Origin of the sequence: Chryseobacterium sp. SG20098 (genome assembly GCF_031844745.1) — a bacterium.
Lineage (GTDB): Bacteria > Bacteroidota > Bacteroidia > Flavobacteriales > Weeksellaceae > Chryseobacterium > Chryseobacterium cucumeris.
Map to the genome: position 1 here is coordinate 2628303 of NZ_CP134622.1, position 13187 is coordinate 2641489.

The 13187-nt window shown below is 33.5% G+C and carries 7 protein-coding genes; 1 reads left to right on the forward strand and 6 read right to left on the reverse strand.

What is annotated here, in order from left to right:
• Positions 1-4: 4 nt before the first annotated feature.
• Genes RHP76_RS12085 through RHP76_RS12095 form a run of 3 tightly spaced genes read right to left on the reverse strand, consistent with a single transcriptional unit; the run spans position 5 to position 7536 of the window.
• A complete protein-coding gene (locus RHP76_RS12085) occupies positions 5-550 on the reverse strand; it encodes a hypothetical protein (protein WP_311228265.1) in 546 nt (181 codons plus the stop codon).
• Positions 544-7080, reverse strand: a complete 6537-nt coding sequence (locus RHP76_RS12090) for a polymorphic toxin type 23 domain-containing protein (RefSeq protein WP_311228266.1) — start codon at positions 7078-7080, stop codon at positions 544-546. Before RHP76_RS12090 ends, RHP76_RS12085 begins: the two co-directional genes overlap by 7 nt.
• A gap of 15 nt (positions 7081-7095) precedes the next feature.
• Complete coding sequence (locus RHP76_RS12095) at positions 7096-7536, reverse strand: T9SS type A sorting domain-containing protein (RefSeq protein ID WP_311228267.1); 441 nt, start codon at positions 7534-7536, stop codon at positions 7096-7098.
• Positions 7537-7691: 155 nt separating this feature from the next.
• Between RHP76_RS12095 and RHP76_RS12100 the strand changes: the two genes are divergently transcribed.
• Positions 7692-8666, forward strand: a complete 975-nt coding sequence (locus RHP76_RS12100) for a hypothetical protein (protein ID WP_311228268.1) — start codon at positions 7692-7694, stop codon at positions 8664-8666.
• An 84-nt stretch (positions 8667-8750) separates the two neighbouring features.
• Here the strand turns inward: RHP76_RS12100 and RHP76_RS12105 are convergent, their stop codons facing one another.
• From RHP76_RS12105 to RHP76_RS12115, 3 genes are all read right to left on the reverse strand, one after another.
• The gene (locus tag RHP76_RS12105; RefSeq protein ID WP_311228269.1) at positions 8751-9911 is read right to left on the reverse strand and encodes a hypothetical protein; all 1161 of its coding nucleotides are present in this window, start codon (positions 9909-9911) and stop codon (positions 8751-8753) included.
• Between the two features lie 686 nt (positions 9912-10597).
• Positions 10598-11575, reverse strand: coding sequence for a DUF8464 domain-containing protein (locus RHP76_RS12110; RefSeq protein ID WP_311228270.1), 978 nt, complete (start codon positions 11573-11575; stop codon positions 10598-10600).
• A gap of 343 nt (positions 11576-11918) precedes the next feature.
• Positions 11919-13157, reverse strand: coding sequence for a primase-helicase family protein (locus tag RHP76_RS12115; RefSeq protein WP_311228271.1), 1239 nt, complete (start codon positions 13155-13157; stop codon positions 11919-11921).
• Positions 13158-13187: the final 30 nt, after the last annotated feature.

A 13187-nucleotide genomic window follows, 5' to 3' on the forward strand; every position in this document is an offset into this window, starting at 1 on the left:
TGCATTACCAATCTGCCTTATATTGCTTCCAATCTTCAGGTATTTCTTCTGATTTCTGATATACATAACATATATTCTCTGAAGGAGGAAAAATAGAAAAATTACTTTCAAGAAGATATAATTTATCACCTACAACTTTTACGTTATAAGTCCCTTTTGAAAGATTTCCATCTTGATTTGCAAACTGGGTATCAATTTTCAGAGAATTATTTTTCATGTAAATTATTCCTCTTCTACCTGCATTTTCTGGATTGGGGTCTTCTTCGCCCAAACTAAAAAATCTAACTCTCCCATTTTCATAAAATTGAATTTTCCTATCAACATCACTCCCTATATCCCTTACCTTATTAAAGTTTTTATCAGCCATATAATAATCAATTTTTTTATAAAAATGATTAATATCTATTTTATCTAATATTGATTTATTAAACTTATCAATATTTTTAAATTGCTTAGTGAATACTTTTGTGCCATTCTCTAATTTTCTTGTTTGTGCACATGATTGAATAAAAAGAATACTGCCTAATAATATTAAAATATTTCTTACCATGATGTAAATGGGTTTATTGTTTGATATTGAAAATATGGTTTCACACCACCAGATAATACTTCAAAACCAGGTTGTGGAGAAACATAGTAATGAGCTCCAATATCCTGAATAGGGTGTCGAACATACCTATCCGAATCTATGCCTGCTCTATAATTACCCCAGCCTATATACGCTGCTCCTAACCTATATCTAGGTCCAATTTCAACTACATTTCCGTATGGATGTTTAGCCCCATATCCTCCGCCAGCACCATCAGGAACAGTATTAAATAATTTCCGGAAAAAACCTGGTTTAGAACACCCGGCCATTGTTGCAGCATCTTCACCACCATTTTCTTCATAGCTACTACTAAGCCTTTCGCCAGTAAATAAATTGAATCCAGCATGAAAATCTCTATAATTAAATGTCATGGCTGCTGTTCTCCATCTATCGTGACCATCTCCTAAAATACCTGTTCCTACTTTATCAAAAGGGCTACCATCATTTTCATAAGTTAGAGAGAAATCTCCACTTCCCAATCTTAAAATTCCTGTCTGTTGTGCATGAACACCTTTCCATATATTAGTGCCAACTCCAATGCTGAAATCTTTACTGTCATAACCTATCATTGCAGAATATCTGTATCCCCATCCTGCAACACCACTTCCAGCATGTTTATTGTAATAAGTACCTGCAATAGCAGCTGAGAAGCTTAAATTTCCTTTTCTATAACTTATGCTAAGGCTAGCTCCAACACTAAAGCTGTTGCCAAAAGCAATGGCTGGTGAAATTCCTATGCTAAAACCTCCTCCTAAATCTACATTAAAGCTCATAAAAGAACCTACAAATCCTGTGGCTGCATATCCCGCAATGGCTCCCCATGATAACGCGGCTGCAGCTCCTCCGGTTGCTGCTGTTAGCGTTCCCATAATAGCTCCTGAGACGGCACCTCCTAATATTGACATTCCAAATTTACCCCAGCTCCAGTCTCCTGTTTGTATTGCCTGACCTACATAGCTGGTAGCTCCCATAATCGCACCTATTATAGCCGCTACATACACCACAGCCCAAACAAACTCACCACTAGGATCGGTATACATTAATGGATTGTTCAGTACATATCCAAATCTGTTATAACTTTGTGTATTAAACGGATCCTGAATATAATTATCAACTGATAAGAAAGTATGCAGTTTTGGATCATACATTCTGCCATTCATGTGAATTAATCCTACCTGGAAGAAATGCTCATGACCAGTATAACCTCTTTCAATCAATAAATCTGGCTTTTCTTTTTTCAGATCAACTTTTAATCCATTTCTTTCAAGATATACTAAATTTCCCCACGCATCAAACTGCCTTCTTTCTTCAACTTTTCCTGCCTGATCTGAAATAGCAGAAATAGTACCCTGATAATCTCTGTGTAAATAGTGTATTCCTTCCTTAACTGATCCTCCTGCCGTATATTCTTTAATATGCATTGCCGGCGCAGAATAGGGATCACCCGCAATATAAGTAACAATTCTGGTGTTTACAAAATCTTTAGAAGGTTTCCCAATAAAAGAATAGTTAATAATTTCAACATTATTATCATCAGAGTAAATTTTATTTTTTTTGTATAGTAAAAGTCCGTTATCATAATCATACATTGAGGATGACCTTGTCTGATGAATATTATAATCAAACTTTACCATCTCGTATCCATCCTGCATGATGCTGACTGGGCTTTTATAAGAATTGTAGGAAATCTTCTGTAGTTGATTTACACTGTAATAGGCATTACCAGACAGATTTAAATTAATTTCTTTTTTTCTGTATCTGTTCCCATCTACATATTTATAATCTCCTATATCACTATTATTGTCAATTCTTCCGTAATTATCATAAGTTTGAGATTGTGTACCATTAGGATCAGTCCATGATATTAATCGTTGTAAACTATCATATTCAAAACTTTCATACCAACCATTCTGAACAGCAATATTATTTCTATTTTTCAGAAGTCCTGTAGGAGCTTCAAAAGTATAATCATTTCCTAAAATAATACCACTTACAGTATTTTTATGTCTTACTGAACTTAAAAAATCATTTCCATCATAAGTATTGTTAATTTCTGTTCCGTTTCCAAAGATTGCAGATAATACCTGTCCTTTCTCATTAATGCGACTCAACTTCCAAATTAATTTTCCATTAGTGTCGGTAATACTTTCCAGCATTCCGCACAAGGCATAATTATTTTGAGCTTCAACAATACTGGAAGCAGAGCCATAAAGGGTTTCTTTGATTTCTTTCTTTACTCTACCAAAGTTATCATAAGTATAGCGTTTTTTGAAAATGGCAATTCCATTGTTTTCTTCTCGTTCAGATAAACGATAGAAATTGTCATATTTATAAGTATATGAGTTATTTACCCCATTGGATGTTCCTGTTTCGGCTTCTATCAACCCCTGAGCATTATAACTATAATTGATTTTTATATCTGTATTGTCACCAATAACATTTTTCTTACTTACTCTTCCATACTGGTCATAGGTATATTCTGTTTTACCTTTAGGATTTTCTTCTTTTAGGATTTGTCCTAAATTATCATATAAATAGGTATAATCTCCTCCTACAGAGGGGTCTGACAGTTTTGTTTTTCTGCCCCATCCATCCTGTTCAACACTTACAACGTGCCCTGCATAGTTTGACGACTTTAAACCTCCGTTAGCAAAGTAGGTATAGTTAATATCACCTCCATTGTCAGACATTTTTATCTTATTACCCCAAGCATCTTTTGTAATAGTCTGTGTTTTTTGCCCATCAACTACAGTAGCAGACAGTCCATTATAAGAAGAAATAATAATTTTTCCTGTTGGATAGGTGGTTTTTATAATTCTTCCATAATCATCATATTCTGTAACAGTCCATTTGCTAGGGGAGGAAGTAGAAAAATAAGGTTCACTTACCTTAAAAGGCTTGTCCAAAATATCATAATCTGTTCTTTTCTCTATCCATTTATCATTAAGTGACAATCCTCTTTCTACACGTATTCTTCCCCAGTTGTCGGATAACGTTTCTTTAGTCGCTCCGGTTGCTTCAGTTGCTTTTAATTTGATTCCACCCGAAAAATCACCTGAAGTAATCCATTCGTAAGAGTATGTTGTAATATTATTATAAATGTCTTTATCCTGTACTTTTCTCTGCCAGTTATCATAAGTATATGATAATGTTTGATTTAAATGATTGGTTGTTGAAAGCAGCAGACCAAAGGCACTATCATAATTATATGAAGTAGAGATTCCCTGAATATTAGTTGTTTTAATAGCAAATCTACCAGAAGGATCGTATTGATTTTTTTCTGTTCTTGGAGAAACACCAGTAGCAGATAGTGTTTTCTCTATATTGTTACCAAAAGCATCATATACAAAATCTTCGGTGATATAATCTGTATTATTGCCCTTTTTCTTACTTTGGATTAGTAAACCATTCGTGTAAGAAAAGAGTTCTTCCGTAGAAAAAGTATCATTTCCCAACGTTTGAGTTTCTGTTTTCTTAACAGGTCTTCCAATATAATATTGATTACTGACTCCTGAAGGGTTATCTTCATAATCAATTAATGTTGTTTTCTCACCTCCACTAGCTACAGTTCTTATTTTTTTAGGATTATTATAAATATCGTAAATATCATAATACTGATTAGTTGTAACACCTGATAAATTGTCTATTTGTTGTACCTGTGCCGGTAGATTGGTAAAAACCTTATTTGGTGATAAAGATGTATTATAGCTATTGATGGTTTTTGATATAAATGAGGTTGGTGAGTTAAAATCAACAACAGATTTTAGTACATAGCTTTCGGACACAGCTCCTCTTTTTTGAGGATCTTGTAAAGATATTGTCCAAAAAGGCTGAACACTCCCCCCATATACAGATGATCTGGCAAGTCCCTTGAATCCTATGAATCCTAAACCTTCCATATTAACTACAGCTCCTTTATATCTGTATTCCTGTATCTTGATTTCTCCGTTAAAGCTTTTCTCTATTTTCTTTACCAGCTTTATGGATGGAGCAAGATTAAGGCTGATATTTGGATATTGCTCGGAATTGTCCGAAACATAAGCTCCGGAGGAAGTTCCATTATCCATAACAGAATCATACGTAATATTTGTTACAAGGTCATTCTCCTTTATTCTTTTTAAAGAAGTATCTACTCTGTTATCTTTCTTAAAGGAAATATATTTTATTTTATCTCCTCCAAAAAAGGCATAATCTAAGTTTTGGTTTACAATATTCTGGTTAGATAAAAACATGGGAGTTCCATTAGCTGTACAACCATTATAGGTGTACATATTATTCCACATGATGTTTTCTCCTGAGAAATTAGCTGTACCATCCGGATTATTACTCATATTGTATTTTACACTTCCAAATTCTTTGATAGCGTAGTTAGCTCCATACGTATTATATGGATAATTCCACTGAGCCCCTCCTGGTACATCATAATTATAAGGAGCAAAAATGGAATGATAGAATAAATCTGCCTTCCCATCGCCATTGACATCAGCAAAATTGTAGTAAATGACTTGTTGGACATAACCACAGTCCAGATTACCATTAGCTGCATCATAGCAAGTATTTTTAACATAAGATTTTCTAAAAACCATTGAAATATCCTTTGTAGCTTGGGTAAAAGACTGTCCATTGGATATTAAATGAAACCAATTACTGCTACCCTCAGCAGTAGGAATTACAATATCTGTTTTTCCATCTCCGTTTAAATCTGTCAGGTAAGATGGATAATCAAAATTGATGGCAGAATTATTGACTACCGTTTTTTGAACAAGAGCATTATTCTCTACACCATATACTGTTATCTGCCCTCCATTTAGAATAAATAGATCTGCTTTTCCATCTCCTTCAAGATCTCCAACATAAATTCTGGAAGAAGATTTCACAACGTAATTCCCTCCAATGCTTATAGGGACCTGTGGAGAATTAGGTTTTAAGTCTAACAGATAAGCCTGAGAATATTCAATGGTAGAGTTTCCTTCACAACAATTGGGGTCAGGACGTCCATTAGGGTCTAATTTGGTACTACCACAGTAGTAGGTATAAGTTTGGTTATATGGTAACGTAAGTGCAATAATATCTGACAACCCATCACCATTAAAATCTCCTGTGAAGAATTTTTTTGGAATTGTTGCATATCTCGTATCATTACCTCCAATAATTACACAACTTTGATTTTGTGCTACAGGAAAAGAATACGTTTTAGTATCTATTAAATCCAAAGAGCTGTAGCCTGAATTGGAAACATAGTTATTAACTTTTATAACCTCTTGGCCACTGACAATACTTCCCGTTCCAATTGTAGTTACTGCATCAAGATTATTAAATTTATTATTGGTTAAAAGTAGTTTTGTTGGAAAAATATCAGAAAACTTTTCTACGTTAATAAGGTTTCCCGAAACATTAGAATTCGTTGTTAATAATTGGCTTGAATTAAATCTATAAAGTTTATCCTTTGAATTAGGATAAGTAAAGAAATCTATTGAAGCATCATTATCAAAATATCCTGCCAGATATTTCCAGTTATTAGAATCATAAGCAGGAGTAACATTACTGATAACAGCATTAGGATTATTAATAACTCCGTTTTCAGTAGTATCATATTCAAAGATGATTGGTTTTACAGATTCCCCATTTCCATTAAACTCTTGTACTTGGGTTAATCTTTCGTAGCCCAATGAGGTTGTATCATAAGTAAGCTGGTATTTTCTGAAAAGCTGTCCGTTTCCTAAAACTTCAACCTTATCCAATTCTTTGGTAATGACATAACTGGTATTTCCATACACATACATTTGCTCGTTTCTTGTTCTATTTTTATAGACAAGATTTACAGTGTTCACAGGAGTATAAGATCCAACAGATGGATTTCCGCCATATTTAACAGAAGATAGATAAATATTATCATTGTCTTTGAAGTAGGAAAATTCTATTCTGTTGTACTTTACATCATCAATGTGATTGACTTTCCATTCAAGCTGATTCTGGGAATTTGGATTATTCCCATAAATAGCAGTATTTCCATTGGGATAATACACTATAAAATAAGAAGGACCGTAATTTGCTCCGTAAGAAGAAACTCCATAAGATTTTACCTTAATATTAGAATAATTTTCGGTTTGATATTCTGCTCCGTCTCCGCCATATGTTCCAGACTTCAATATTAATCTCTGACCATCTAATGCAAATCTGTCTTTATCATTATAATTAACTGCATCAATTACTCCGTCATGAAACTTTGTTGCCGGAATTCTGGTGATAGAGGATGCTCCCGACACATTCCAACCCCAGCCAGCAATTCCATTCTTACTCTGACTGGAATAGTTTAAAGTGATATTAGGTACAGCATTCTTTACACTTGGAAGATTGGCAATAGGTATGGTATAGTTAGCACCTCCTGTTGAAGATACAGAGAATTCACCCGTTGTCTGTCCCACTGCTTGGGCATTCAACAGCCTTGCCAGAAAGAAAAAGGCAAGTAAAAAATAATTTTCTTTTCTCATTTTCTTAAATTTGGATTATTGTTTTAAAACTTTATAGGTCAGTTTTTCTCCTGTATTCAGATGAAAAATGACTATATACATTCCTATAGGTTGATCAGATAAATCTAATGTGACCTTATTTTCCCTTTTATTAAAAGGAATTTCTCGGTATTGTGTAAAGTTATACGCTACATATTCAACTTTCTGAATCATATCTCCCAACTCAGGAGACCAAACAAGATTAGCTTTATCCTTAGTAGGATTGGGATAAATTTTAACCTGATAAATTGCGGGTGGAAATTCTTTTTTGTCCACTAAATTTGTTTTATTAGCAGATTTATTGGTTGGAGAGCAGGTGGCACAGTATTGCCTGATAACCTGATTTCCTCCGTCTTCATACTCAAATATAAGTGTTTGTGATTTCAATCCTCCTATTGATGTTAATAAGAGAAAAATAAAAAATACGTTTTTTCCCATGTAATTGATTTTATATACATGCAAAAATCACTAAAATAAATAGTTTATAAAAGGACAATGCGTCTTAACCAATATTATCAAATAGACAAATTGTCTAAAAAATAAAATACTATTCTGTTTTTTTAGATATATTTGCTAATAAAACACAATAAGACATGAAAAATTATCAAAAAAATCTTTTTGATCTGCTATTAAAAGAATCTGGAGGAAGAAAGGAGCTAGTTGACATTATGATTGATAAGCTGGCATTATCCAATGATACTGCCTATAGAAGAATCAGTGGGAAAAGCCATATTACACTCAATGAAGGGATTTCTTTGGCTTCACATTTTGGTGTTTCTTTAGATTCAATCCATGATTCCAATGTTAATAATGCTGTAGTTAGCAAAGTCCATGACATTTATAATATAGATGATCTGGAAAAATATTTTGAATCTTCTATAGGAAATCTTCAAAAAGTGAAAGCAACTCCTGAGGTCGAGTTCATCTACGCAGCTAAAGATATACCTCTTTTTTATTTTATGAAGTTTGAGAATTTGCAGAAATTCAAAATTTATACATGGCTGAAGCTTATGGATGCTGAGTTTTTTTCAAAAAGAATAAGTTTTGAAGAGTTTGAAGTACCTGAAAAGATTAAACAAAAAGGACTTCTACTCTCCCAAGTATACCATGATGTAAGCTCTACAGAAATATGGAGTAATGTCACCATTTATGCCATGCTTGAACAGCTTATCTATTTTCATCAATTAGAGATGATTAGTACACAAAGTGTGATGAAAATTTGTGATGAAGTGATGAAAGTTCTGAAACAGATAGAAAATGAAGCCGTAAATGAGAGGAAAGATGGAAAACAGGTATATTTTAAACTATATCAGAATGATCTGCTAATTATGAATAATACGGTTTTCATAAAGTTTCTAGATCAGAAAATGCTTTTTTTACCATATAATATTCTAAGCTATTATTATACATTGGATGAAAGAGTTTGTAATAATTATGAAAAAAGCCTCGAACTAATTCTGAAAAACTCTGAGCTCCTTTCTGCTAATAATAAAGCCAGAAATATATTCTTCAATAAAATGTATAAAAAAATAAATGAATTGAGAAGGCTTATAGAGATAAGATTATAATAATTTCATGTAGTTACTGTTGCTAAAATTTGACATTATAAGTTGATAGATACAAAAAGCCTCCAAACAAAGGAGACTTAAAAATTACCGCCCTAACTTCCTTTTCCTTGTCTGATCCGGAGCTTCTTCGGGTTGTTGCTGATTTTTCTGATACCCAAACTTTAACAAAGACAGTAGAGCTCCTGCAATTTTGGAATCTTTAAGAATCTCATTAAAAGCAGATAAGGAGATATTGTTGTCCTCTGCTGTTTTTTTACAGATCAGGCTTATTTCGTCAAGAAGTTTTTGAGAATCCTCCCGATCGAGATAAGGATTTTTAAGCCTTTCATATCTTATTGATTTTTCAAGGGTATTTAAAACAGAATCCAGATATTTTTTTCTTTCACCAGCAAAAATATTTGGATTGGAAAATAGAACATAGTTCTTATTTTTAAGCATACTGACTTCCTTTTTTAAACTGTCAATTTTAGTTTGAAGCCCTGCAATCTGCTTTGATTTGGATTCTAGCTCAGCCTTATTCTTCAAAATTTGAGCATTATAAGTCTTAAACATTTTTTTGTAATTTTCAATGGTTTTATCCGTTTTAATATGCTGGAATCCTAGAAAATCAGATTCTTTTACAATTAAATCTTCGGATTTGGTGGAAGATAATTCAGTTTTTATAGCTTCAATTTTTTCTTCCAGAGCTTTATATTCCTCCTCCTTTTTCTGGATTTTAAACTCAATGGCTTCCAGCCTTCTTCTTGATCCCGAAATTCCTCTTTCCATTTCCAGACATTCTGCGGTAATATCCTGCATTTTGGAATATTCACGAGGGTGATGCTTTAAGGTTTTACCGGTCTTTACATCCTGCCAGTCGGCAACTAGATGAGCGTGTAAGTTAGGTTTCCATTCTTTAGTATCTTTATCATAATGTCCTTCATCCCTATGAATGGCAATCTGAAACACCCTGATTCCTAATTCTTTTTCAAGTCTCTTGGAAAGGTTATGCAAATCCTGCATGGTAGTGTTTTCTTTGATAACTACAACGGCTTCACGAATGGGAAAAGCATTTTTCTGTAATTTTCTACCCGATTTTTCTTTGCAATAGGTTTCAATCTTTCTTTGTCGGTCGGCTATTTTATCTTCGAGCCAGTATTCATTTTTTGGAGTTAAATCTTTTCGGATATAATCAAAAGTCTTTTTCCTGAAATTATGGCTTTCAGAATCGGACTTTACGGCTTTAAAATTAATGGAGGTTTTCATGAGATTTACATATTTGTACTTTTACATTATTATATATTCCTATCATAGTGATTATTGTAATATTACCTCAATAGGCTGTACTCATTTTATACATTTAAAGAGAGGTGGTATACTCATTTACGCAGGCTCAGAGATAACCTATATCTTTTTTACGCAGGGTATACCAAAAGGTGGGTAATTTTTACGCAGGGTCTGAAACAACCTGTATATATTTTACTCACCCTAGATCATAACCCTATACTATTTTACGCACGTTATACAAAAAGGTGGGTAATTTTTACGCACGTTCAGAAAAATAATTCCTATATTGTCTTAAATTTAGGTTAAAAAACCCTCGGCAGAGCGAAGCAGCAACTTTGTTAGGACGTAAGGACTTTCAAAGTTGCGAATGAGCTCCTAACTTTTGCAGACAGTTGGTAATAAACATACCACACGCTTTATCATCTTTTCCTTCTATATCCCTGCGTAATTTGATGCACCCCGCCTGTTCGTTTTGTTTTATTCATCTTTCGAGTTTTCATAAATCTCTGTACAGAATAATTCCTGTTTTCGACGATAGGAGAAAACCAAAAATCTCAATTTTACAATCAGCGGTTATGCTTATTGTAAACTTTGGGTACTTTTTGCACTAAGCACTGAGCACAAAAATTTGCAGATAGTTGGTAAAAAATATAGCACGTGTTTTATCATCTTCTTCTTTTAAAACTTTGTTTGTTTTCTTCTTCCTGCTTTTCGATTTTTTCTCTGGATTCCTGTAAGCTTTCGGACGGGTGTTCAGCTTTAAGATTCTTTTCTGTTTTAATTTTATGTATCAAATATTCGTTGAGATCTTTATGGTTGGAATATAGTTCCGAGCAATCTACAGCATGGGGAAAAGATTGTAAAATCTCATTCTTACATTGAAGTCCTGCATGATCATTATCAAGGTAGAGAGCTATTATTGAATAGTTTTTCAACTGCTCTTTGACTTTGCCGATAAGCGCAATGGAATTCATGACAATAATATCTCCAATGGCGTGCTTTTTCATCTCAATAAAAGATAATGCGTCCATAAAGCCCTCAAAAACGGCTGTTTTTTGGCGTTTTCCTTGATAATAACTATGTTCGTTGTTCATCTTAATGATCGAAATATCCTTTTTCAGTAATGATCCTTTATAAAAGGAATTTCGCAGTTCAAAACCTCCTGATTGGTTTTCAAAACCGATCGCATAAAGATTTTTATCACCAATGGTAAAATGTACTTCCTTTATAAATAGATAGACAAATGGTGAAAATCCTCTTTCCTGAAGATAGTTTTTAAGATTCTGATTTTGTAGATCATGAATTCCTGCAATTTGATATTCAGGTTTTTGGATGGTTTTTGGAAAGGTTAATAGTTTATCCTGCTGGTGAAAAGAAGAAAAATTCTGTTTTTCTGCCCATGATAAAACTTCACTTACGGAAGCATTCAGGTATTTTTGCATAAAATCGGTATTATTTCCACCAATACCTTCAGAGTGAAGGAACCAAAGGTTCTGGCGTTTATCCAGTTTAAAAGAGGCTTGGTATTCTTTGGCAAATGGATTGAGATACCAAGCTTCTTTTTCATTTTGTTTTGTGGGAAGGTGTCCGAGAGAAAGGAGGACTTCTTCCAACGGAATGATGTTAAATTGTTTGCAGTTCATATTGATATAATTATGTAATTGTTGATTTATACTTTTATACTATTATGTATTTTGATTTTTTTATAACCTTTTATTATAATTTCCGGGTACACTGATTTTGTCTGAATGGTTCAGGTAATATAGTGGTTTGTGTGTCCGGGTTTGAATTTTGGAAATTTTGATAAATTGATAAGAATACACTATATCTCGCTGTAATACACAAAGTTACTCCCTCATCAAACCCTCATCATCTCATCAAAGTCATCTTTTTCTGCTCATCAGTTCCTCATCAAAATTCAGGGTCTTAAAAATTTGATGAGGCTTTTAATGTGATGTAATTGATTGATTTTCTTTTCATTATCAATTAACTCATCATTTCATCAAATTTTTGGAGAATAAAATTCTTTTCCACTGTAAAATATCTTCCGGTTCTATTCTGCTGGTAAAAGCTTCCGCTATAATCAATATCATATTTGACGTAGGCCAATGAGTTATTTTGAGGTTCCAGTTTCCATACTTCTTTCAGGAGCTTTCTGATATCGTTAACTGTCCAATATTGATTCCTGAACATTTTACCCAGCATATTGAAAATATCCTGTGGGATAAAATGAATTACAAGCTCTTCTGTACTCTCAAAAAATTCGTACATAAGCTCAATGATCTTTGATTCCAGTTTGTTATTATTCTTCCAGACTAGCTTTTCAAGGGCTTTGGTTCTGATCTGAGAATCTGTAAACCACATTCTTGTTTTATTATGACTGTGAAATGGGCGCTCAATCAGATAGCGCAGGAAATAAGGGATTTCTTTGTTTAGATTTTGTAGGAACTCGATATTTTCAGTCTGAATGGATTTTACTTTGATGATCCAGAAGCGGATTTCGTTCTCATCAATCTGGATGAAATTATCTTCATTATTGGAACACAAAATAAATTTTCCAAAGAATTCTATTTCTTCCCTGTCTTTTCCTTTGGCTTCTTTCTTATCTTTATTGGTGGTGGAAAGATATTTTAGCCGTTCGGTAATTTCCTTTTTGTCGAAGAATACTTCATCTATTGCAACAAGGAGCATGGAAGCCCAGTCTGAATTAAACTGGCTACTGAAGGAATCCCCTTTAATATAGGTCATATTAAGTCCGAAAATTGCTTTGAGCCATTTAATGAATGTGGACTTTCCGGTGGCTCTTTCTTTACTGACGAGACAGAGGATTGGAAGCATTTGCACAGGATACTGAAGCAGGATTTTGATATAATCTAACCCCAGTTCCAGCTGTTCATCAAAAATATGTTCCATAAACATAAGGGAAAACGGAATCTTTTCTACAAGGGAAGCCGGACTGATATTTTCTTTAATGGGCTGGAAGGGAATTTCATTGTAAAGATTATAAAAATCTGCAATAATCTGTTGATACTGCAAATGGGATGGTATACAGCAGAATCCGTCATATTTTGGGACTTTTGAAACATATACCTTTCCATGATCGCCGATAATGGTTTCACGGTTCCAGCGAACAAGGATGGATATTTTATCACCTGAGATCAAAGGCTTTTCTATTGTCTTATAATAGACGGTTCCAACTCTCAGATAAGGAATTTTTTCGCTCATTTTTGAAGGTTTAATTCCGTACAGGAAATA

Excerpts from the sequence above, each read along its gene's own strand:
- RHP76_RS12085 (WP_311228265.1), bottom strand. The coding sequence starts at position 550 with ATGGTAAGAAATATTTTAATATTATTAGGCAGTATTCTTTTTATTCAA.
- RHP76_RS12090 (WP_311228266.1), bottom strand. The coding sequence starts at position 7,080 with ATGAGAAAAGAAAATTATTTTTTACTTGCCTTTTTCTTTCTGGCAAGG.
- RHP76_RS12105 (WP_311228269.1), bottom strand. The coding sequence starts at position 9,911 with ATGAAAACCTCCATTAATTTTAAAGCCGTAAAGTCCGATTCTGAAAGC.
- RHP76_RS12095 (WP_311228267.1), bottom strand. The coding sequence starts at position 7,536 with ATGGGAAAAAACGTATTTTTTATTTTTCTCTTATTAACATCAATAGGA.
- RHP76_RS12100 (WP_311228268.1), top strand. The coding sequence starts at position 7,692 with ATGAAAAATTATCAAAAAAATCTTTTTGATCTGCTATTAAAAGAATCT.
- RHP76_RS12110 (WP_311228270.1), bottom strand. The coding sequence starts at position 11,575 with ATGAACTGCAAACAATTTAACATCATTCCGTTGGAAGAAGTCCTCCTT.
- RHP76_RS12115 (WP_311228271.1), bottom strand. The coding sequence starts at position 13,157 with ATGAGCGAAAAAATTCCTTATCTGAGAGTTGGAACCGTCTATTATAAG.